Raw genomic sequence first — 21,373 nt, 5'->3', positions numbered from 1 at the left:
TCCAGATTAGTGCACTGTCGACTGAGCGCGGGCAGACGGCTTTGGCCCGCGCCACTATGATGAAAACGCGGGCCGACCAAATGGATCGTTGGTCAACGACAGAATGCTAAAGCACCTGCCGCCTTCACTCAGACCCCCAGCGCGGATTTCGGTTCCGATCAAACAGAATACCCGCCACCGAGGACGCAGTGACACCCAAGTCTGTACATCCTCGGCCACCGGCGCCTCAACGGAAGGGACGCAGATGGCCTTCCAACTCACGTTAGATTTTACGGTTCCATCCAAAAACAAAAAAGCCCGCCGTGAGGCCAGCGGGCTATTGCGATTTCGTGCCGTAGGGTCGTCCTACCAAGGCACAAAAGACTACAACCGTTGGTTTGCCGCCTTTAAAGCCGCGCTGAAAGGCCCTCGGCCAAGCAAAATCTGCTTTGACGCAGCGCGAGCGAGCGGCTTTTTCACTGTACGCTGATTTGCATATGGCTGGACTAGTTGATGCCTACCCACTTGGGTCAATTCGATGCGTGCCAAGTCTGCGCGCGGCAAACGCACGAGATTGCTCCCTACTCGTCCCGCCAGATCACCTGCTTCTCCCATTGGGTTTGCACTAGGCGACGATAGCGGATCGCGAGGGCCTGCTCGCGGCAGGGTGGAACAGCCTATGACAGCACTGCCCGGCACCCGCGGCAGTGGATCACCTTTGCCAATATTGAGGGCAGGCTGCCCCGGCCCGGGTCGTTGACGAACTCGGACCGTCTGCATTGTGTCCACTGGAGTTAAGCGACGGACAGACAAGCCCGTCTCGACCCTAACTCGCTGTCGAGCGTGTGCTTTACGAAGCGGAATTCACCGCGAACTCACCCATGTGGACCTCTTCTCGGTGACAGCGACTTTGTGCGCCGGTTGCGGTTCCAGCCTCTTCAGCAGATGCGGCCTTCGATGCAGGACAAGATCATTTCAACGAATAGGATCAGCGGCAGAGCAGCGATGGCCTCGGGTCGTGTCGGGTGATAGCGGAATGTCTTGGAGATATTAAGCCTTGTCACTCATCAGCTCATCAAGGATGCGCCCACTTGGAAGCAAGGGCCAACCAGCAATGCGACGCTCGAAGTCGTTCGGGCACGACCGACCGGCCTCCAACATCCGTCGTGAGATTGCTTCCTGTTGCTGGCGCAAGTGGTCGCTCAACAGTTTGTTGCGTGTGATGTAGCCGGCATTCACACCGGGGATCGAGTGGTTCATCAAAAGGTGCACATCAAGTTCCGCAACGCCCGCAGCCTGAGCAATTGTACGGAAAGTCTGACGCAGGTCATTGCCCCATTTCGACAGGACGTCGCGATTCTCTTTGTGTTCGACCATGTGACCGCTCTCGCTGTCGGCCGGAAAGAGCCAGTCACGCGATTGCTTTTCGTAGAGCACCCGACCGATGCGCATTACGCGCACCAGACAGCGGATCATGCCGTGCGAAAGCGGTATGTCAAAAGCCTTCATCTCACCGCCCTTCGGCCTGGGTATGTGCAGGACACGCGCGCGAAAATCGACATGCTCTACCCGCGCCTTCCTGATCGCTTCTGGGCGGTGGCCTGAGAGCAGCATGAACAGATGAAACTCCCGCCGGACAGGGTTCTTCAAAGCCTTTAGCTGGGTGAACCAACCTTCCAAATCCGACAGCCCAAGCGCGGTGTTGCGCCGGTGTTCGGCATTCCAGTCTATGGCTAGGACCGGATTGTCCGCCGGCAACGAGCGGGCGGCCTTGCGGGCATGATTGTAGACGGCGCGCAGCGTTCGCATGCAACCATTGGCGATGTAGGCACCGTTACTCTCGGTCAGCTTTTCATGTCGTGCCGTTACCAGGGCAGGATCATCGCCGAATTTGGAAAGAGGTTCATCAAGCCAGTCAGCCAGTAGCCGCTCGACATGATCACGGTAGTTGTTGATTGTCCCGTCGCTCCTGCCTTTCTTCTTCATGTGCCCGTCGCGATAGCGTTCCCAAGCAATGCGCAACGTTGGGTTCCCGATCGACGGCAGATCATCCACGGCGGTATCTGCGTCAAGCTTTTGCCTCGACGCTCGGGGATCGACGCCGCTGGCAATCTTCCCGAGAATGTCCTTGGCCTTTGCCCGCGCCGCTCGCGTCGCGAGTTCTCCGACTTCGGCAACCTTCATTCGGACGGACAGCCGCTGTCCCGCCTTCTTCCGCTCACCCTGGACAACGAATGTCTTTCTCCGTTTTCCGACGAGCACCATGAAGCCTGGCAGATCGGTGTCTCGGACAAAATACTGGCCCGAAGATGCCGGCTGAAGGCTCGCGATGGCGCGGTCGGTGAGGGCAAGTCGTAGGTCTGTCATGAAATTAGTACGGCATTAGTACGGCAATTGCGTCATGTTCGATCTGTTGGTATATCTACGCTATGATAGTTGCAAAACGCGAAAACAGCAAGCTCTTTAATGATTTACAAGAACGTCGATCGTACAGCGGCGCACCCTCGGAACCCACAGGATACACCGTCTGACAAATTCCTAATCTGTAGGTCACAGGTTCGATTCCTGTCGGGATCACCATGCATTATCAATAGCTTAGCGAAATTTCTGCCGTACTTTTTGCTACATTTTCCTCGAAACTAGTACGGCGAATTTGGCAGACCTTTAAACTTTGAGCACGCTGCTTGAGGAAGAAACGATCGCTTCTCCCGGAAAGCGGAACGCTGCAATGCTCGATTGAGAGCGGCCAATCGAGTGTTCCCGATCGGCCGTAACCAGCGTGTTTTCGCGAACGGGATCCGTGGCCGCGAACGCCGGCTGCACGGGTTTTGCGACACCGACAAGCACAGCCCAGAGATCATGCGGCAGCCATCATCGCCCGACGCCTGCCCGTCGAACATCGCGGCAAACGCGCGATCCTCGTTGACGGCGCCCGCCACGGCAGGAGCTTGAAATTGCTCAAGGACTTGTCGGACGACGAGATCGACTGCCGCATGCCGGCAGCCGCGCACGAGCTTGAAGGAAAGACAACGACGCGGACCCGGCGCAAGCAGCCGCCCGCAGTTGAGACGCTGAGCGTATCGCCTTCGACGAGCGTAGGCGATCGAGGGGCATCTTCGATGCCTGGATGAGGCTCTTGGCCTCAGTCTGAATAACTCTACCTCATGCCGCAGATATCGCCGCAGCAACGAAGTGCGGCGGCAGCGGCCGCCTCACCAGTATTCACGTGATTCTCCGCCCTAGAACATTGGATTGTTGTTTGCGCGCGTCTCGGGCATTGGCATCATCGCATCCCAGTGCTCGGCCAGCTTGCCGTTCTCGACGCGATAGATGTCGATAAATCTCCATTCCTTTCCCGCCATCTCGTAGCGAGAATGAATAATGACGATGTCGCCGTCGGCAACCACATGCTTGAACTCGATTTTCTGTTTCTGGACTCCTTGCGAAGCAAGCATTTGTGCAAGTTGCTTTACGCCTTCGGGGCCATCAGCAATTGTCGGGTTGTGCTGGACGAAGTCCTTGCTCAGGCAGTCGTCAACTGCTGAGACGTCCAAATCACCGAAAATTCGCTGGTAGGCTGCAGCGACGATCTGCTTGTTGTTCGCGCTCATTGCGACTCCTGGAATTAATGTGGCAGAAGCGGGAACGCTTTCGTCCCCGCTGCCGTAGGTGCGATGACTTACTTGCCCCAGAAGGCGTCTTCCTGCTCTGGGTCCGAGGAGAACAGCCACACTTCGACGATCTTGCCGTCTGCAATGCGCAGCAGATCGATACCGGGCTGATCGACCTTGGCGCCTTCGCGCTGGCCGGCGAACTCGATCTCGATGGCAACCAGGTTGCCGTTGGCGAGATAGCGATGGGCGTGGGTGATAGCGAAACTGCCGCCGGACTTGGCCATCATGGCGCCCATCATGGCGCCAAATTCGGCAATGCCGTTCTTGATGCCCGAGAACTGGTTGGCGCCGGGCTGATGCCAGATGATCTGCGGGGACAGCAAGCCGCCAAGCGTGGCTTGGTCATTGGTCTGGACGGCTTTGATGTAGCTCTTTGCGATGTCGATATTGGTCATTCTGTCTCTCCTTGCCTCTGTTGGAACCTGCTGCGGAGCGATCCGCGCTGTTCATGTAGTGATAATAACGGGCAATAGATCAATCTGTCGTGGTGCATTTGCGCCGAAATATGATACTTAGCGGACATCGGTGTTGGCGGGAGACGATCATGGCAAGGAGCAGGGCAAAGGTAGATCAACTCGCGTACCGTCCACATGGGCGCGAACTCGACGTCGAGGTCTTCCTGTTTTCCGAACTGCGTCGCCGGGTCACCCGCGCGGAAATCCTGGCGCTGTACCACTATTCCTTCCACACGCTGATCTGCGTCACCGAAGGCGAAGTAACCCAACTGGTGGATTTCCAGCCGGTCGCCTGCTCGGCGGGGTCCCTGCTCGTGCTCAGGCCCGGCCAAGTTCACAGCTTCGGTTCCGATGAAGGCTGGGACGGATGGATGGTGCTGTTCCGGGCGGAATTCCTGCCATCGGAGACACAGACGACCGCCGATCTGCTGCCGGCGCTTGGTCTCGATCGGTTGCCCGATCATCTGCCCCTGTCGAGCGGAGATTTCCAGGCGGTTAGCGCGGTCATCACCAGGATGCGGCTGGATGCGGCGATCGAGGCGGCGCCCAAGGATCTCCACGCGCTGCTGCGGTACCAGCTTTGCGCGCTCCTTTTGCGGCTGACCATATTGCAGGACCGGCAGATAGGTTCGGCGGACGCGGCTAACCTAGCCCTGCAGCGCTTTGCCAAATTTCGCAAGCTGGTCGAACAGAACTATGCCGGCTGGCATCAGGTAGCCGCCTACGCAGCAGCTTTGGGCTGCACGGAGAAAAGCCTGACCCGGGCAGCAATGGAGGCCACTGGACAGAGCGCCAAGAGCGTCATCACGGCTCGCATCGCCCTTGAGGCAAAACGGCTCTTGGTCCATACCGACCGGCCCATCTACCTTATCGCGGAGGGCCTGGGTTTCGAGGAGGCAACCAACTTCGCCAAGTTCTTCAAGCGTGAGACGGATAGCACGCCGCTCGCTTTTCGCCGGCAATACAAGACCTGATCGCGCTCGAGAAGCAGCAGAAGCGGGGTTCGTGTCCGAACCCCGCTTCTGTCGGTCATCCCGGCCGACCTGCCTGCTATCGGACGAGCGCTTTCGCCAACCATGTCTCGACATTGTCTGGCGCAATCCCGAGGAGGATTTGCGAACTGGTGTTTGGATCGATCGTGTTCGCAGGAGCCTGCCAATGCGCCTGGTAGAACTGAACGACGCCGGCAAATGCCGGGCCAAAGAAAGGCTCGATCAAATCGCCAAACGCTTCGGGCGTTTGCGCTTCAAAAGTCACGTTGCGGCCAAAATGCTTGCTGAAGCCGGCCGCCAGATCCGCACCAAGCAGTCCGGGCAAGTGACCGATGCCGACAACACCCGTCAACGTCCTGTCCAGCAGCAGGCGTTCTGCAACCTTGGCCACGTCCGCGTGGGAGCTCCACGAAACGGCATAGTCAGGCCGAATTGGGTAGCGCAGAACGCCCGCGGAACTGACTGGTGCAGAGACCATGGGGAGCAGCAGGTTTTCAAGGTACAGCCGGGGCGCGACGATAGCATTTGAAACGCCACTACCCTTGACGCCGTTGATCAGCGTCATGATGGCGGAATCGGCAGACGCCTGCAGCGGGCTGTCTGGCGTGTCGACAACCGCACCGCTGGTCGAAATCACGACGTGTGACGGTCGCGCAGCGCGGATGGCCGCAACGATGTTGTTCGCATAGCTTTGGCGCAGGGCCTCCGGGGCCTGGGGCAGATGCACGAAAATGCCTTCGGCCTGGTCGTATGCGCTGATCAGAGAGTCCGTTGAGGCGGCATCGGCAGTCACCGAATGGTCGCCGTTCTCAGCAGTGCGCGATGCGGCCTTGACGGATTTTCCTGCCGTTTTGAAGCGCTCGAACAGGGGCGCACCTTGTGCGCCGGTGGCACCGTGGATGATGAAAGGCATGGGCATAATCTCGCTAAGCGGTTAGAAAGCCGCATCAGTGCATTCTGTGCATCGGTTACGTCAAATGCACTAATGGGCACCACGCAGAATTATTTTGGGGCGGAAAGCGAACAAGCGAACATGGCTGATCATTGTCTTCCGGAATGTGGCGTAGAGCGCTGCCTGCTGTTGCTGGACGGACCTTGGGCGACGCTGATCGTTCGAGAACTGCTCGTGGGTCCACGACGGTTCAATGAACTAAAAACAGCGCTGGACGGCATCAGCGCGCACACGCTCACCCATCGGCTCAAACGTTTTGAGCAACATGGCATTGTCACCCGGACCGCTTTTGCCGAGACACCGCCAAGGGTTGTCTATGAATTGACACCTATGGGCATGACGCTCAGTGGTGTGCTGAATGCCATGAATGCCTGGGGTGTTTCGGTCGCTGACGAGCGGCTTGCTGGCTAGCTGATCTGCTTCGGCACTCCAGGAGGAGCGCTTCGCGCGCGAACGGCGATTGCGCTCGGGCGCCATCTCGGATGGGCGCAGATTTCTGGTTCTCCCTCTCTGCAAAGAGGTCAACGTGAACCTATTTTCGGCGTCAGGAAGCTCTTCTTGATTTCCCCAAACACGAAATTCGTCTCCCAGGATCCGATACCCGGCAACTCTGAGAGTTTGTTGCGCACGAATTCTTCATAACTATCCAATGAGGCGGTGAACACCTGAAGTAGATAATCCTGCCGTCCTGACATGAGATAACAGGCAGTGATCTCGGATGTTCGGCGAATACCCACCTCGAATTCTGCCATGGCGCTTTTGCTCTGCGCCGCGAGCCGGACAAGAATAAAGGCGATGATCGGCATTCCGAGAGCCCTATGGCTGAGCCGCGCACCATAACCTTCTATCACGCCGGCTTCTTCCAAAAGCCGGACGCGCCTGTGGCATGGGGAGGGTGACAGATTCACGCGTTCGCTTAACTCTTGATTGGTGAGCCGACCGTCTTTTTGCAACTCTATGAGGATCTTGGAATCAATCTCGTCCATTTCGTCGTCCCTTAGTGGGATCTGCCAGTGATTGGCTATACCAGCAAAAACATTAGCAAGACTTGCGTCAATTCGCAGAATAAATTGCTTTCAGCGCAACGATGTCCAGCGCAATCCACCCACGCTTCCTGGTCAGTCTCCAATGCACCACGATTTCGACCGCCTGATTTCCCGCCTCGATAGCAATGCGTCCGCGGCTGAAGGGTATGAGAAATATCTCTTCTCGCAGAGGACCGCGCCCGTCGTGCTCGATCAGCCGAAAGAGGACATTATCCAGATGTGGGTCGCCGATATGCAGTTCGCCGCCCCACAAGCCGCGCTGGATGCCATGTTGGATCGGTTGAAGCATCCGATATTCGGCTATACGATGAACTACGACAACCAACTCTATGATGTCTTCCACGCCTGGTGTCAGCGCCGGTACGGTTGGACCTTTCCGCGCGAGCAGCTGGCCTTGTCGCTCGGTGTCATTCCTGCCCTGTTCGGCCTCGTCAACTATCTCTGCGGACCGCATGACAAGGTGCTGACTCTCAGCCCCTCCTACGGTTACTTCAAGCACGCTACGGTGAAGAGCGGCCGAACATTGGTCACATCACCGCTCATCAACAATGATGGCCACTACGAGGTCGATTTCAAAGATTTCGAAGAGAAGGCGGCGGACATCTCGGTCAAGGTCTTCTTCCTGTGTCACCCACACAATCCAACCGGGCGGCTCTGGAGCGAAGCCGAGTTGCGGCGCCTCGCGGAAATCTGCTTCAAGCACGGCTTGAAGATCATTTCCGACGAAATCCATTGCGACCTGCTTCGCTGCGGGCTCAAACACACGCCCCTCGCCAAGCTTTTCCCGCAAAGCCGCGAGATCGTCACATGCATGGCGGTGAGTAAGACCTTCAATCTCGCCGGCATGATGATTGCTACAATCGTCATCCCCGATGAGGCGCTAAGAGCGGTATGGAACGAACTGCACTATCCGTTCATCAACCCGATTAGCCTTGCGGCCGCGATCGGTTCCTATCGCGGCGGCGAGGCATGGTTGGACGAACTGCGGATCTACCTGGATGGGAACTTTGCACTTGCAGACGAGTTTGTGCGGGGACATCTCCCGAATGCAAGGTTGCGTGTTCCCGAGGCGACCTATCTCGCCTGGATCGACATGCGCGGGTATTTCTCAGGTTCGGTCGACCTGACGCGCTTCTTCCTCGAACGGGCCGGTGTTGTCATCGAGGGTGGCGAAATGTTCGTGGACAGCGGCGAGGGCCACGTCCGGCTGAACCTTGCTTGCCCCCGTTCCGTCTTGCAGGACGGGCTCGACCGGTTCCGAAACGCAATTTTGGCGAATCAATAGTTTGGGGTCAGCTTGGTAGCCGGCTATGCACAGCGGGCAGGGTCCTAGCCTTGCGCATCATCCCGTCAGATGCTGCGCGAGCAGGAAGCCGGAACCGCCGCCCAGCCCGGATCCTGGATGTGTCGAGGCTCCGATCAGATAGAGACCTTCGACATCGGTCTTGTGGTTGACGCTGTGCTTGAACGGCCGCCACAGAAACGCTTGATCGATGGTGGAAGAGCCGCCGTAAGGATCGCCGCCAACCAGATTGATATTCATGGCCTCGATATCGGCGGGCGAATAGGCTCGACGTGCTATTATGGATTCTTGGAATCCGTCGATATGCGCCGCAAGCATAGCCTCCACCCGATCGGCATAGGCCTCGCGCACGCTCTCGGTCCACCGTCCATCTTCTGGCGGATCCAGCAAGCCGGCGGCATCGCCCTTAACGAAGCGGGGCGCCTCCGGCATTTGCAGCCACAAGATGGCCTTGCCTGGCGGGCAGCGCGACGGGTCAAGCACATGTGGTTGCTGAACGCAGATCGTCGGCAGTTCCGGGAGCATGCCGCGCAGAGCTTCGTTGCAAGCTTTGGAAACCCCGTCGATGCCGTTGGTAAGATGCACCACTGCAGCCTGGGCCAGTTCGGCGTTCTTCCAGACCGGCATCCGGTCGAGTGCGTAGTGCATTTGGAAATTGCCTTTGCCGTGGCGATACTTCGCGACGGCATCCGGCTCGTTCATGACCTGGGCACCGCCCAGTAGCCTTTCATAGAGCTGGGTCGGCGTCATCGAGCAGATGACGCCCTTCGCGGCGGAAAACTCCGCGCCCGAGGCAATGCGAACTCCCGTGGCGCGACCTCCCGTCCTGATCACGCTCACCACGTCGGCCTGTGTCCTGATCGTTCCGCTGCGTTCCGCGATCAGCTTCGAGAAGGCGGAGAGCAGCTCGCCCGCCCCGCCCTTGACGATCGGAGAGCCGCCAGCCTCCAGCGAGAATCCGATTACTTTGCCTATCTGGCCAGAAAAAGCATCCTCGGGACCAAGGCCTGCATGAAGCGACCAAGGAGCCCATAAAGCCCTGGCGACATCGGAGCGGTAGCTTGACTCGAGCCAGGAACGGGCTGGCGTCAGTGCATTGCCAATCAAGGCTTTGAGCCCGAGTGGCCCGCGCCGCCAGGCTTCCGTCAGCAGCAGCTTGAGTGTCGCGAAGCTCCACAGGCGTCCGCCCAAAAGGCCGAACAGCAAAGCGGCATCCTTCTCGATTCCTTCCATGTCCTCCCGGTAATTCAAGCCATCGCCCGAGGCGAGTGCATCCAGCGCCTGGACATTAACCTCCCGGTCGCGCCGGATGACCAGATGACGGCCATCGGGCAGAACCACCGCATGCGGGGTATCGGTGTTGCAGAATTCGACGCCAAGGCGCTCAAGGTCGGGTCCTAGCACAGAATATGCGGACCCGGTCACAAACAGGATGAAGGTCGTTGCCATCACGTCGTGGACGAAGCCCGGCGCGGTAATCTCGTCGCTGCGCATGCAGCCGCCGATGCGGTCATTGCGTTCCAGTACCAATACGCGCTGTCTCTTGCCGCCCAGCATGGCGGCGCAGACCAGCGCGTTGATACCGCTACCCACGACGATGTAATCAAAGTTGGTGTTCATGGTCGAACGCTCCCGATGATGTCGCTCAACCTGCCGCCACTGCGAAAAGCGCATATCAGGCGAGAGACACGTCGCTTTGTCCGCGAAGATCTATGCGGACGAGCGTATTGTCCAAGCCTCCTATGCCATCCACCGACACTACAACGCGATCCCCCTCGCCCATGAAGACCGGCGGTTCACGCGCATTTCCGATGCCGGCCGGCGTACCCGTGAGCAGCACGTCGCCGGGATACAGCGTCATGCCGAACGAGAGTTCGGCAATCAGTTCGTCGATAGGGAAGGCCATTTGCCTGGTCGACGCATGTTGAACCCGTTGGCCGTTGACATGGCACTCGATCCAGAGGTCCTCGAAGCGAATTTCGTCCAGCGTGACGATGGTCGGTCCGAGCGGCATCGTGCCGTCGATGCTTTTGCCCTTAAACCACTGTCCGCCATGCCGGCGCTGCAAGTCACGCTGGCTGACGTCGTTGGCCAAGGTAATGCCGAAGATATGGTCGAGCGCTTGTGCACGCGGGATGCTGCGCCCGCCCTTGCCTATGACAATAGCGATTTCGGCTTCATAGTCCCATTTGGCGGAGATCCCGGGGTCATAGGCGATTGGGTCGCAGGGGCCGATGACTGTCGAAGGGCTCTTCGTGAAGAAGGTCGGCGCCTTTGGACGGTCCACGTCCTGGCCTTCGCGCTTGCCCTTGCTTTCCTCGAAATGGTCCCAGTAGTTCCAGCCGCAGCACAACACGTCACGGCGGAAGCGCGTGATCGGCGCGGCGAAGGTGAAGTCATCGACGCGCGCGCGCGACGCGTCGGCCAGCGCCGCCTTCGCGGCCGCCAGCCCTTGCGCGCCCATTTCAATGATGCCGACGACGTCCGGAGCGACATCCTCCAGAAGCACAGCCTTGCCGTGATCGATCAGTGCCGGCAGGACGCGATCCTTGTGTCGAATGGAAGCAAACCGCATTGAGGATCAACTCCGATTAGTAAAGTACAGCGATGGCGCTGATCTCGATCAGATATTCGGGCTTCACCATCTTGCTGACCTCAACCATTGTCGACGCAGGGGCCTCGTTCGGAAAATATTCGCGGCGTACCTTATGGATCGCGTCAAAATGCTCGATGTTGCGGACATAGACGTCTACCCGGCAGATGTCCTCCAGTGTGCCGCCGGCCTCCTCCACGGCCGCCTTGACGTTATCGAGAACCTGGCGCGTCTGGATCGAAACGTCGCCGATGCCTGCGATTGTGCCGTCTGCCTTGCGAGCAGTCATGCCGGAGATGAACAGCAGCTTGCCCTTGGCTTCCGCGATGCTGGCCTGCGAAAAATGGCCGTTCGGAACTGCCAGTTTGCTGGATGTGATGGATTTCTTGGGCATGTCGGCCTCGCTAGGTTGGAATGGAAAACGGAAATGGCACGTTGGCTCGCTGAGCCGCGTGTTCAAGGCTACGCAGCGTCGCCGGATCAACTGGACAGTCCTTTTCGGCGAGCCGCCGCGCATTGCTGGCGGGATCGCCTGGCGCCATTACTGGAGAAGCAGGGTCAACCGGGCGCGAGGTCCGGATGCGCTCTACCACCTCGCCGACCAGTCCCTCGAAAGACGCAGGCGACCGGAACGCATCGACCTGGATTGCGAGGAAGAAATGCGCGCAGTCATAGGGTTGGCCTGGATCACCATACAAAGGCTTGATCGCGGAGCCGACGCCGCCGGACGAAAGGCCGCCAGCAAGCAGATCAATCATCACCGCCAGTCCAAAGCCTTTCGGGCCAGCCGCGGGCAGCAGCATTCCTTCGATGGCGGCGGCTGGATCGGTTGTGGGAACGCCGTTCTTGTCGGTTGCCCAGTCCCCGGGAATGGCGAGGCCGGCAGCGGCGGCTATTCTGATTTTGCCCATTGCGGCGGCACTCAGCGCCATGTCGAGGACGACTGGCACGTCCGGAGCAGGCACCGCGATTGCCAGCGGGTTGTTACCTACGAGTGGCTCGGTGCCACCAATACCCGGCATCAGCGGACGCGTGTTGGTAAGGACGATGCCGATGCAGCCTGCCCGAGCGAGTTCGCTCGCCCAATGCCCGGCTGTGCCGAAGTGGAAACCACGCCTGACCGCGACCGCGCCGAGGCCGTGCTCGCGGGCGCCTTCCAGCGCCAAAGCGATTGCCGTTCGCGAGGTCAGTTGCCCTAGCCCGTTTTCCGCGTCGACGACGGCAACGCCGCCTTTGCGTGAGACCACCTGGCCTTGCGACCTGGCATCAACCGAGCCTGCCTCTAGCCGCGACAGATACATCGGCACGAGCATGACGCCATGGGACGGAACACCCTCCTGATCCGCCAACACAAGGCATTGAGATACGTAGTGGGCATCGTCGGGCCGTACGCCCTTCGTGGCAAAGAGCGACGCCGCGAACGCGACGAGATCGGCGACAGGCACCCGGTGCTTGGTCATCGTGCGTCCTGCTCGTCCGTGTACCAGTCCGGCATCTTCGGATAGTGAGGGCCGTCATAGATCTCCACGACGACCGTCTCTTCATGAGCCAGCGTCGGGCCGTGCACATTGCCCTTGGGGTTGAGATAGAAGGAGCCCGCCCTCAGCGTCACGCCGGTCGACGTGTATTCGTAATGCCCAGACAGGCAGAACATCATCTGGTTCGACGCGTGCATGTGCGGCGAAGGAATGCTGGCGCCTTTGGCGAATTTGATGAGGGCAACCGAGGCGCCGGTTGCCTCATCGCGCCAAAGCATCTTCTCAAAAACGCCGGGCAACGACTTCGCCCGCCATTCCATCTCGTTGGTATTCACAAGCAGTTCTTCGAGTGAAGGCATGCCGTTTGGCATGCCTGGAATGGTTGCGTCAGAACTCGCCATTTGCTGTTTCCGTTATTCGTTTGTTTGCAGGATCACCTAGACGGCGGCCTTCGGCTGATCGAGGAGTTCGACCAAGACATTTCGATAGTGGAAGGTGCTCGTATTGCGCAGTTGATGCGGTTCGCCCGGCTGCCGGTAAAGCGCCTGCCCCGGCTGCTCATGTGTGTTCACGACGCGGCCGCTGACGAATTCCATCACGTTCTCGCCTGCCGTGATCGGGATGACGAGGTAGGTGTGGTGATGTTCGTGCCAGCGCTGAAGTTGGCCCGGAGCCAGTTCCAGGCTCCATACCCGGACCTGGCTGTTTTCAAAAATGATCTTATCTCCGATCGGACCAAGCTCGAGGCCATCCGGCGCTAACGTCATTACAAAAGTCCCAGCGTTGTCATAAGTTGAATGCCACGGCATCGTCGTGCCTTGGATTGCATATACGACAGGCGAGACCGGCCATTCGATGCCGGCGTCCGGACAATTTGTTGCGCAATGCGCATTCATTCGCATTGCGGCCGGCGCAACCAACAAGACACGTGGCTGCATTGATACCCGGGCTGTTCGATGGCTAAATCGCCGCCAAACAGGTGACAGAGGCTGCGCATGTATCCAAGCCGTTTCGACTACATCAAAGTGGCAAGCTTCTCGGAAGCCTCCGCTGCGCTGATAGACGGAGGGTCCGACGCCAAGTTGATGGCAGGTGGCCAGACTCTGATTCCGATGATGAAGCTCCGGCTTCTCGCGCCTAAACTCCTTATAGATCTCACCGGTATCCAAGGCGCAGACGAGGTGACGCTCGGCGACGACCTGATCGAGATCGGCGCGCTCACGCGGCATGGGGTGGCCGGCAAGTCGGAGGCGGCCAAGACCTTTCCCATCATTCAGGACTGCGCACTGGGCATCGCCGACGTCCAGGTCCGCAACATGGGCACAATCGGCGGGAGTATCGCCGAGGCTGATCCCTGCGCCTGCTGGCCGGCCTTGCTGACGACGCTCGGTGCCGTAGCCCTCTGCGAGGGCTCCGAGGGCACCCGCGTGCAGCCGATCCGCACTCTTCTGGCGGACGCCTATACGCCCGCGCTCGCCATGGGCGAGATCATCACGCGCATCGCTATTCCGCGTGAATCGCTCGACGGGTTCGGGACCTTCGTTGCCTTCAAGCGCTCGGCGCCGGCCTATCCGACCGCCAGCTGCGCCCTGCAGGTCAATCTGGATGGCGACATTGTCCGTTCGCTGAGAATCGGATTCGGCTGCCTGGGTCTCACCGCCCTGCCGTTCGACGCGGCCAACGAGTTCGCCGCCGGCAAGGTGTTCGACGCGGCGCTTGCAAAGCTGATCGGCGACGCGGCATCACATTTCGTTGAGCCGCTTTCCGACAACAAGGGTTCGGAAGCCTACAAGCGCAATCTGGCACGCGGTCTCGTCATTCGCGCATTCGACGTCATCGCACGCCGGCGAGCCGGCATCGAGGTCAGGGATACCCACCACTACTATGGATAGTCCGCACGTCATGAACACGCACAAGAAGACGATCCGGCTCACAGTCAATGGCAAGGCCATCGAAGCGCAAGTCGAGCCCCGGATGCTGCTGGTCGAATTCCTCCGGCATTCCCTCGAACTGACCGGCACTCACATTGGCTGTGATACCAGCTATTGCGGAGCATGCACAATTCTCCTGGACGGGCGCGCGGCCAAATCCTGCACGTTGTTGGCTGTCCAGGCCGACGGCAAGACGGTTCGCACGGTGGAGGGACTAGCTGCCAAGGACGGCACGCTCAGCATCCTCCAGAAGTGCTTTTCTGAAAATCACGCGCTGCAATGCGGCTTCTGTACGCCCGGCTTCCTGATCTCGGCAACCTCGCTGCTTGCCGAGAATCCCAGCCCTGATGAAACGGCCGTTCGCAAGGGTCTCGCCGGCAACACGTGCCGCTGCACGGGCTACACGCCAATAGTCGATGCGGTACTCGCTGCATCCCAGATGGGAAAGAACTAGTAATGAACGTTAATCTGAACGGACAGTTCGAGGCCGCAGCCGAGCCCGAAGCAGTCTATGATTTCATAACCGACCCGGACAAGTTCGCGCCGATCCTCCCCTACTTCAAAGGGCTCACCAAGACGTCCGAAACCGAGTTCACAGTGACACTGGAAGTCGGCGTGCCTCAAATCCGCGGAAAATCAGATGTCCAGACCAAGCGGATCGGCGCCGAGCGCCCAAAATTCGTCAAATATCAATTGAGTGGCCGTCATGCGCTGGGCATAATGGACGCTAAGATGACATTTGAGATCGAGCCGCTGGGGGTCGGCAGTCGCGTCGACTGGACGGTCGAAGCGATCGTTAGCGGCAAACTCGCATCGTTGGCGCAGGGCATCCTCATCCCCTTGGCGAATCGGCAAATCAAATCGCTCGCGCAGGCTGCCCAAGATGCACTCGGCGGACGTCCGGGAGGCGCGGCCCCTGTCCAGCCCGGCTTGGTCGCGAGGGGCGCGGCGTCATTCAAGGATTTCTTCGGCGGCAAAACTGCCAAGTAAGAAGGGCCCGGCCAGCTAAATTGCAGAGTTAGGAGAAAACACTGAAATCGACGAGGAGCATTGGCGCAAAGTCCGATATCTCCCTTGAGAGCAAGACGTCGCGGGAGTTCAAGGATGAACGCATCGATTATCTGTATCGGGCCTACAGGCTCGGCACGATGCGCGCGGCCAGCGAATCGTTGGACATTGCCCCTTCCTCGATCAGTCGGCACATAGCCAGCCTCGAGGAAGAGCTCGGGATCGAACTTATCGAGCGAGGGCGTCACGTCGTGCGCCTCACGGCGGCCGGGGCGCGTGTTCTGGAATACTACCGCGATCGAGCTTCACAGCGAGAGACCCTGCTCACGGAACTTGACGACCTGAAGGGCCTGCGCAGCGGCCACCTCGACGTGGCGATCGGGACTGGATTGTTGCGGACGATCTTCGCCGAGGCGCTGGCAAGTTTTTCGAAACGCTATTCTCAGATCTCGATTTCGGTTCGCAGCCTGTCTTCGCGGGAAATCGTCCCGCTGGTGGCTGAGGATGAATGCTATTTTGGTGTCGTCATGGGGCCGACCGGCGACCCGAGGGTGCGCGTCGTTAGCTCTTTCTCACAGCCCACCTGCTTGATCTGTCGGCCTGAACACGCGCTGGCGGGGCGCCCCAGCATTTCGTTGGATGAGCTCACCGGCCACAGGATTATCCTTCCCGACATCGGGTTCGGCGTTCGTCAACAACTAGCAGAAATTCAGGAACAGACGGGTCGCCGGATACCCGTTATGATGACGAGCAATTCGATCCAGACGATCCTCGACTGCGTGGTTGCCAATCTCGGCGCGACTGTGCTGTCGGTAACGTCGGTGCCTGAGCATCTGACCAGAGGCGACCTCGTCGCCGTGCCCATAGATGACCCCCTGTTGCAGGCGAGCCGTGTGCAGATCATCAAACGAAGCGGGCGCCGTCTGCCAGCGAGCGCGCTCGCCCTGATCGAAACGCTCGAACTCCTGCTACGCAATGCCTCCGCCCCTTGACTGGAATCCACGCCGCGTCCCATTCCGAGCATGACGTCCTGGATCCCCATGCCGTCGCAAAAGTGGTTTGCGCGCCCTCGTTGATTAAGGGGCGCAGCCGCTTGGATCGGCGGGGCCGAAATCCACGGCATCAGTGCATAGAGCTTCACCCTCCCCGAAACGGCCGTCACCCTGACGGATCATTTTGGGGCCTGCCGCCGCTTCGGTCCAGGAGCGAGGGGAGCAGTCGCTATATGGCGGAGCGCGCGCGCAGTGCAGATCGGGGCGACGAATGTGGCCGTATTGGCGGTCGATTCCAGCAGGCAGGTAGCTTCGAGAAGCCCCTCCTCAAATTGCCGGTTCAGCCGCGATGCAGCCCTGCCCCATGTCTAGCAAATCCTCCTGGATCGCTCGTCGAGTAGGTTCTATTCCCAGATTGGTGGCCTTCCAGGCAGGCCGAGCTTGATGCGCTGGAATTCGGCGTAACTCTCGGCAGTCGCTTGAGCCTTGAATGAATGCCGAGTTACTTTCCCATTTTCGATGACCTGCACAATCCATTGACTGTCGACATTTTTCAATCGCACGTCATTCGGTTCTCCGGCAACCATATTCATCGTCCGCTTTGGCTATTAAGGTTGAGCAACGACAGTAGAAATTCCAAGCTGCCGTTCTGCGAACAAATTGAATGCAGAAACCTCGATGCAGGCGATCATCGAGCGTCTGAGCGAGGGCGGTCCATCACTGCTGCGGCCCCCTATCATCCGGATCGAAGACCAATTGATTTCGAAGGGACTGAAGCTGGTAGAGGCCGGTCAGAGTGGTCCTGATTTCACGGAAACGGGCCGGACAGGGCGGATACTTGCGTCAGCAAGCGCGGTTTTCGCAAGAATCAGGAGTTCGGCTCAAGGGCGAACCTCGAGCCGAACCATATCAGCCCATCACTTTGCTGGCTCTTTCGGGCTCCAGAGGACGGTCTCCGCACCCTTCTCATAGGCCATGCCCGTGGGATAGCTGATCGCTTCCAACTGCAATCCCCAAGGTGCCTGGAAATAGATAATGGTCTGGCCGGCCGCGGGACCCTCTTTGACAGGCAGCGGCCCGAGGCGCGTTGCTACGCCTTTGGCCTGCAGATAGGCCTTCACTGCCGCGACGTCGTCTACATAGAAAGCTATGTGGAAGCCCCCGATATCACTATTCTTGGCATGCAGGTCTTTCTGGTCCGGTGCTGTGTATTTGAACAGCTCGATGTTGGATCCATAGCCGCAACGCAACTGCGTGATCTGTTCGATAACCGCTTTCGGGTCAACGCCGGCCAGATCCTGCATGAACGTGCCCTTGTCATCGGAAAACGGGCCGAACGACATCGCCTTCTTGCAGCCGACCACCTCTGTGAAGAAGTCGACGGCCTGCTTCATGTCGGGGACCGTGATGCCGGTGTGATCGTGGCCGCGCATGCCAGGCATTGAATCCGCCGAAGCCGCTGTCGTCGAGCCAAACAAGCCGATGGCAACGATCGTGCTGGCGATTGCGTTTTTCATATTACCCCTCCGTTAGCGGGCCTACTCGTTATGGCGCACGTCCGAAGCCCGCTGTTCGTCGTGCGGTTGGATTCATGCCTGGGCCTTCGCCGGCGGCCGCAGCCAGTCCGGGTCAATCTCGGGCAGTGGAATGGCGGCGAGCAGGACGCGCGTGTAGGCATCCTTCGGGCTTTCAAACAAGGCATCGGTGCCGCTGGCCTCTACGATCACGCCCTCGCGCATGACGATGACTTGCTTGCACAGCCGTCGGATCACCGACAGGTCGTGGCTGATGAAAGCGACGGTCAAGCCCATTTCGACCGCAAGCTTTTCCAGCAGGGTGAGGATCTGCGCCTGCGTCGACACGTCGAGGCCGGAGACGATCTCGTCGGCCAGCACGAATTTCGGCGACAGCGCCAGCGCGCGGGCAATGCCGACGCGCTGGCGCTGGCCGCCCGACAGTTCGTGCCGATAGCGGCTGGCAAAGCTTTGCGGCAAGCCGACCCTGTGCAGCGCTTCGGCGACACGCGCCTTGAGATTGTCGCCGAGGCCATTCTGCTTGAGCGGTGCGGCGATGATGCTGGCAATGGTGCGGCGCGGGTTGAGCGACGACATCGGATCCTGGAAGATCATCTGCAGATTTCGGCGCAGTGGCCGCAGTTCAGCCTCCGGCAGATGGGTGATGTCGCGGCCGTCGAAAGTGATGCTGCCGGCGCTGGGCTCCAGCAGGCGCACCAGCGCGCGGCCGAGCGTCGACTTGCCCGAACCGGATTCGCCGACAATGCCGGTAACCGAGCCCCGCGGCAGGTCGAAGTCCAAGCCTTTCAGGATCTCGGCCAACGGCGCCCGGCCAAACAGCGGCTTGCGCGTCATGTCGGGCAGCGCGACCTTCAGCCCGCGCACGGAAAACAGCGGCTCAGCCATGCGGGCGCCTCCAGGCCTGGTCTGCAGAAGCGATCTCGGCGGCAAGCCCGGCCAGCACCGCTTCGTCCACGGGCTTCAGCGAAGCGTATGGATCGGTGTAGCGCGGCGTCGCCGCCATCAACGCTCGCGTATAGGGATGCTGCGGGGCGGCGAAGAGGGCAGCTGTTTCAGCCTCTTCCACCACCTTGCCGGCATAGAGCACCGAAACCTTCTGGCTGATCTTGGCGACGACGCCGAGATCATGGGTGACGAAGAGGATTGCTGTGCCATGCTCGCGCTGCAACTCGGCGATAAGCCGCAGGATCTGCTTCTGCACGGTGACGTCGAGCGCCGTGGTCGGCTCGTCGGCGACAATCAATCGCGGTTCGGCGGCGAAGGCGGCAGCGATCAGCACGCGCTGGCGCATGCCGCCGGAGAGTTCATGCGGATAGCTTTTCAGCACACGGTCGGGGTCGCGGATCTGCACCTCATCCAGCAATTGGCGGATGCGCGTGTCGGCCTTTTCGCCGCTCCAGCCAAGGATGCGCACCAGCCGGTCGGTCATCTGCGAGCCGACGCGGCGCGACGGATTGAGCGCGGTCAGTGGGTCCTGCGGGATCAGAGCCGTGCGCGCCCCAATCAGCGTGCGCCGTGCCTTCGGCTGGAGCTTGCCGAGGTCTTCGCCTTCGAGCAGCATGTCGCCCTCGACAACGCGCACGCTCGGTGGCAGCACACCGAGCACCGCCTTGCCGATCATCGTCTTGCCGGCGCCGCTCTCGCCGACCAGAGCGCGGACCTCGCCGGGTTGAACGGAGAGCGACACCGAGCGCAGCACACGCTGGCCGTTCGGCAGCACCGCGCTCAAGTCTCGGATATCGAGGCAGGGTTTGACGGCTAAACTCATCGCAACACCGGATCGAAACGTGCCTTCAGGGCTTCGCCGAACTGGCTGAACGACAGCACGGTCAGGATCAGCGTGACCAGCGGGAACACCAGCACCCACCAGGCCTGATGGATCGACAACCGGCCCTCGGCGATAATGCCGCCCCAGGTCGGGTCATCGGTCGAGATCGACAGATTGACGAAGGACAGGATCGCCTCGACGATGACGGCGATGCCCATTTCCAGCGACAGCAATGCTACGATCGAGGGCACCACATTGGGCAGCACTTCGCGCAGCATGATGCCGATACGGCCATAGCCGGCAATGCGGGCATTCTCGACATAGTCCATGCGCGACTGGCCCATCGCCTCGGCACGGATCACCCGGCAGAAACGCGTCCAGTCGATGATGGCGATGGCGAGGATGACGGAACTTAAGCCGGTGCCGAGCACCGCCACCAGCAGGATGGCGAACAGCACCGGCGGAAACGCCATCCAGACATCGACGATACGCGAGATGATGCGGTCGGCCCAGCCGCCGAAATAGCCGGCGACCAGACCCAGCGTTGAGCCGACCAGGCACGCCGCGATGGCCGCGGCGAAGGCGACGATGAAGGCGATGCGGCCGCCGAAGATCAGCCGGGAGAGCAGGTCGCGGCCGAGACTGTCGGTACCAAGCCAATAGCCGGGCTCAGCACCGCTCATCCAGAATGGCGGCAGCCGCTCCAGCATCAGATCCTGCGCCAGCGGATCCTGCGGCGCCACCAGCGGCGCGAAGATCGCGGCCAACAGCGCCAGCAGCAGCCAGCCGCCGGCCAGCCATAAGCGCGGCGACACACGCCTTTGAGCGCGGCCCTCATCCATGGCGTAGCCTCGGATTGAGCAGCGCGTACATCATATCGACGCTGAGGTTGATCAGCACGAACAGCAGCGCAAAGACCAGCACGATGCCCTGGATCAGCGGCAGATCGCGGTTGATGACGGCATCGATCGCCATGTTGCCGAGGCCCTCATAGGAAAACAGCCGCTCGACGATGACGGTGCCGCCGATGAGAAAGGTGAATTGCACGCCGACCAGCGTCAGCGTCGGCAAAGCGGCGTTCTTCAGCGCCTCTCGCAGGATGACCTGTGTTTCCGAAAACCCCTTCACCCGTGCCAGCACGACATAATCGAGGTCGAGCACTTCCTTCAGCGACTGTTTCAGCAGCTGCGAGATGATCGCCGCCAGCGGCAGCGCCAGCGCCACGGCCGGCATCAGCATGTGCTTCAGCAGATCCCAGGTGAGGTCGAGGCGCAGCCGAAGCAAGCTTTCGAACAGATAGAACTGGGTGACGAAGGGCAGGTCGAGCTGCGGCGACACCCGGCCGGAAATATCGAAGATCGGCACCAGCACGCCGAACAGCAGGATCAGCACCAGGCCCCACAGGAAGTCGGGAATGGAGAGTGCCGCGCCGCTGGCGATGTCGATGCCGGCCTCGACTGCCGTGCCACGCTCGCGCGCGCCGATGATCGCTGTGGTGCCGCCGAGCGCCACCGCCATGATGAGCGCGACGATGGCAAGCTCCAGCGTCGCCGGTAGCCGGTTGAAGACAAGGCCAAGCACATCTTGCCGCAGCGAGATCGAGGTGCCGAAATCACCCCGGGCCACGCCGGACAGCCAGATGAAGAACTGCTGCACGATCGTCTTGT

General features: G+C 60.1%; 25 protein-coding genes. 8 read left to right on the top strand and 17 right to left on the bottom strand.

Annotation, left to right across the window (positions count from 1 at the left end; all coding sequences use genetic code 11):
• The first annotated feature begins 244 nt into the window (after positions 1-244).
• Positions 245-469 carry a hypothetical protein gene (locus EN935_RS02300; RefSeq protein ID WP_127373150.1) on the top strand — a complete coding sequence of 75 codons (225 nt, stop codon included), beginning with the start codon at positions 245-247 and terminating at the stop codon, positions 467-469.
• A gap of 560 nt (positions 470-1,029) precedes the next feature.
• On the opposite strand, the gene EN935_RS02295 is transcribed toward EN935_RS02300, so the two are convergent.
• The 3 genes from EN935_RS02295 to EN935_RS02285 form a co-directional block, all read right to left on the bottom strand.
• Positions 1,030-2,346: an integrase arm-type DNA-binding domain-containing protein gene (locus tag EN935_RS02295; RefSeq protein ID WP_127373149.1), complete on the bottom strand. Its 1,317-nt coding sequence runs from the start codon at positions 2,344-2,346 to the stop codon at positions 1,030-1,032.
• A gap of 872 nt (positions 2,347-3,218) precedes the next feature.
• On the bottom strand, positions 3,219-3,590 hold the full coding sequence (locus EN935_RS02290) for a nuclear transport factor 2 family protein (protein ID WP_127262692.1): 372 nt from the start codon (positions 3,588-3,590) through the stop codon (positions 3,219-3,221).
• A gap of 68 nt (positions 3,591-3,658) precedes the next feature.
• The gene (locus EN935_RS02285) at positions 3,659-4,048 is read right to left on the bottom strand and encodes a nuclear transport factor 2 family protein (RefSeq protein ID WP_127262691.1); all 390 of its coding nucleotides are present in this window, start codon (positions 4,046-4,048) and stop codon (positions 3,659-3,661) included.
• 149 nt (positions 4,049-4,197) lie between these two features.
• Here EN935_RS02285 and EN935_RS02280 point away from each other — a divergent pair, with 149 nt between their 5' ends.
• Positions 4,198-5,082, top strand: a complete 885-nt coding sequence (locus EN935_RS02280; protein ID WP_127262690.1) for a helix-turn-helix domain-containing protein — start codon at positions 4,198-4,200, stop codon at positions 5,080-5,082.
• A 76-nt stretch (positions 5,083-5,158) separates the two neighbouring features.
• Here EN935_RS02280 and EN935_RS02275 read toward each other — a convergent pair whose 3' ends face one another.
• Positions 5,159-6,013, bottom strand: a complete 855-nt coding sequence (locus EN935_RS02275) for an NmrA family NAD(P)-binding protein (protein ID WP_127262689.1) — start codon at positions 6,011-6,013, stop codon at positions 5,159-5,161.
• Positions 6,014-6,085: 72 nt separating this feature from the next.
• Here EN935_RS02275 and EN935_RS02270 point away from each other — a divergent pair, with 72 nt between their 5' ends.
• Positions 6,086-6,463, top strand: a complete 378-nt coding sequence (locus tag EN935_RS02270; protein ID WP_206532351.1) for a helix-turn-helix domain-containing protein — start codon at positions 6,086-6,088, stop codon at positions 6,461-6,463.
• 110 nt (positions 6,464-6,573) lie between these two features.
• Here EN935_RS02270 and EN935_RS02265 read toward each other — a convergent pair whose 3' ends face one another.
• Complete coding sequence (locus EN935_RS02265) at positions 6,574-7,038, bottom strand: Lrp/AsnC family transcriptional regulator (protein ID WP_127262688.1); 465 nt, start codon at positions 7,036-7,038, stop codon at positions 6,574-6,576.
• Between the two features lie 142 nt (positions 7,039-7,180).
• Here EN935_RS02265 and EN935_RS02260 point away from each other — a divergent pair, with 142 nt between their 5' ends.
• Positions 7,181-8,383: a PatB family C-S lyase gene (locus EN935_RS02260; protein ID WP_127262687.1), complete on the top strand. Its 1,203-nt coding sequence runs from the start codon at positions 7,181-7,183 to the stop codon at positions 8,381-8,383.
• 57 nt (positions 8,384-8,440) lie between these two features.
• Here EN935_RS02260 and EN935_RS02255 read toward each other — a convergent pair whose 3' ends face one another.
• From EN935_RS02255 to EN935_RS02230, 6 genes are all read right to left on the bottom strand, one after another.
• The gene (locus EN935_RS02255) at positions 8,441-10,021 is read right to left on the bottom strand and encodes an NAD(P)/FAD-dependent oxidoreductase (protein WP_127262686.1); all 1,581 of its coding nucleotides are present in this window, start codon (positions 10,019-10,021) and stop codon (positions 8,441-8,443) included.
• 55 nt (positions 10,022-10,076) lie between these two features.
• The gene (locus EN935_RS02250; protein WP_245468659.1) at positions 10,077-10,910 is read right to left on the bottom strand and encodes a fumarylacetoacetate hydrolase family protein; all 834 of its coding nucleotides are present in this window, start codon (positions 10,908-10,910) and stop codon (positions 10,077-10,079) included.
• A gap of 82 nt (positions 10,911-10,992) precedes the next feature.
• Positions 10,993-11,388: a RidA family protein gene (locus EN935_RS02245; RefSeq protein ID WP_127262684.1), complete on the bottom strand. Its 396-nt coding sequence runs from the start codon at positions 11,386-11,388 to the stop codon at positions 10,993-10,995.
• Positions 11,389-11,398: 10 nt separating this feature from the next.
• Positions 11,399-12,454: an Ldh family oxidoreductase gene (locus EN935_RS02240; RefSeq protein ID WP_127373148.1), complete on the bottom strand. Its 1,056-nt coding sequence runs from the start codon at positions 12,452-12,454 to the stop codon at positions 11,399-11,401.
• The gene (locus EN935_RS02235; RefSeq protein ID WP_206532350.1) at positions 12,451-12,873 is read right to left on the bottom strand and encodes a cupin domain-containing protein; all 423 of its coding nucleotides are present in this window, start codon (positions 12,871-12,873) and stop codon (positions 12,451-12,453) included. The genes EN935_RS02240 and EN935_RS02235 overlap by 4 nt, the downstream gene beginning before the upstream one ends.
• A 36-nt stretch (positions 12,874-12,909) precedes the next feature.
• On the bottom strand, positions 12,910-13,239 hold the full coding sequence (locus EN935_RS02230) for a hypothetical protein (RefSeq protein WP_019863854.1): 330 nt from the start codon (positions 13,237-13,239) through the stop codon (positions 12,910-12,912).
• 228 nt (positions 13,240-13,467) lie between these two features.
• On the opposite strand from EN935_RS02230, the gene EN935_RS02225 reads away from it, so the two are divergent.
• From EN935_RS02225 to EN935_RS02210, 4 genes are read left to right on the top strand one after another with little or no spacing between them, the layout of a single operon-like run.
• Entirely contained in the window at positions 13,468-14,364 is an 897-nt protein-coding gene (locus EN935_RS02225; protein ID WP_127373147.1) for an FAD binding domain-containing protein, read from the top strand.
• A 10-nt stretch (positions 14,365-14,374) separates the two neighbouring features.
• A complete protein-coding gene (locus EN935_RS02220; RefSeq protein ID WP_127262681.1) occupies positions 14,375-14,857 on the top strand; it encodes a (2Fe-2S)-binding protein in 483 nt (160 codons plus the stop codon).
• A gap of 2 nt (positions 14,858-14,859) precedes the next feature.
• Positions 14,860-15,393, top strand: a complete 534-nt coding sequence (locus EN935_RS02215; RefSeq protein ID WP_127262680.1) for an SRPBCC domain-containing protein — start codon at positions 14,860-14,862, stop codon at positions 15,391-15,393.
• Between the two features lie 41 nt (positions 15,394-15,434).
• Positions 15,435-16,403 carry a LysR family transcriptional regulator gene (locus EN935_RS02210; protein ID WP_348629871.1) on the top strand — a complete coding sequence of 323 codons (969 nt, stop codon included), beginning with the start codon at positions 15,435-15,437 and terminating at the stop codon, positions 16,401-16,403.
• A gap of 404 nt (positions 16,404-16,807) precedes the next feature.
• Here EN935_RS02210 and EN935_RS02205 read toward each other — a convergent pair whose 3' ends face one another.
• From EN935_RS02205 to EN935_RS02180, 6 genes are all read right to left on the bottom strand, one after another.
• Entirely contained in the window at positions 16,808-16,996 is a 189-nt protein-coding gene (locus tag EN935_RS02205) for a hypothetical protein (protein WP_245468657.1), read from the bottom strand.
• A 324-nt stretch (positions 16,997-17,320) separates the two neighbouring features.
• Positions 17,321-17,920: a VOC family protein gene (locus tag EN935_RS02200; protein WP_127262677.1), complete on the bottom strand. Its 600-nt coding sequence runs from the start codon at positions 17,918-17,920 to the stop codon at positions 17,321-17,323.
• Between the two features lie 72 nt (positions 17,921-17,992).
• Positions 17,993-18,823, bottom strand: coding sequence for an ATP-binding cassette domain-containing protein (locus EN935_RS02195; RefSeq protein ID WP_127262676.1), 831 nt, complete (start codon positions 18,821-18,823; stop codon positions 17,993-17,995).
• Positions 18,816-19,706: an ABC transporter ATP-binding protein gene (locus EN935_RS02190; RefSeq protein ID WP_127262675.1), complete on the bottom strand. Its 891-nt coding sequence runs from the start codon at positions 19,704-19,706 to the stop codon at positions 18,816-18,818. Before EN935_RS02190 ends, EN935_RS02195 begins: the two co-directional genes overlap by 8 nt.
• On the bottom strand, positions 19,703-20,548 hold the full coding sequence (locus tag EN935_RS02185; protein ID WP_127373146.1) for an ABC transporter permease: 846 nt from the start codon (positions 20,546-20,548) through the stop codon (positions 19,703-19,705). The genes EN935_RS02190 and EN935_RS02185 overlap by 4 nt, the downstream gene beginning before the upstream one ends.
• Positions 20,541-21,373: ABC transporter permease (locus EN935_RS02180; RefSeq protein WP_164770994.1), on the bottom strand; the 833-nt coding region annotated here is incomplete at its 5' end. The genes EN935_RS02185 and EN935_RS02180, both read right to left, overlap by 8 nt.

The organism is Mesorhizobium sp. M7D.F.Ca.US.004.03.1.1, from assembly GCF_003998635.1.
GTDB lineage: Bacteria > Pseudomonadota > Alphaproteobacteria > Rhizobiales > Rhizobiaceae > Mesorhizobium > Mesorhizobium loti.
The sequence above is the reverse complement of the archived record's forward strand: the minus strand, read 5'-3'. Positions and strand labels throughout refer to the sequence as shown.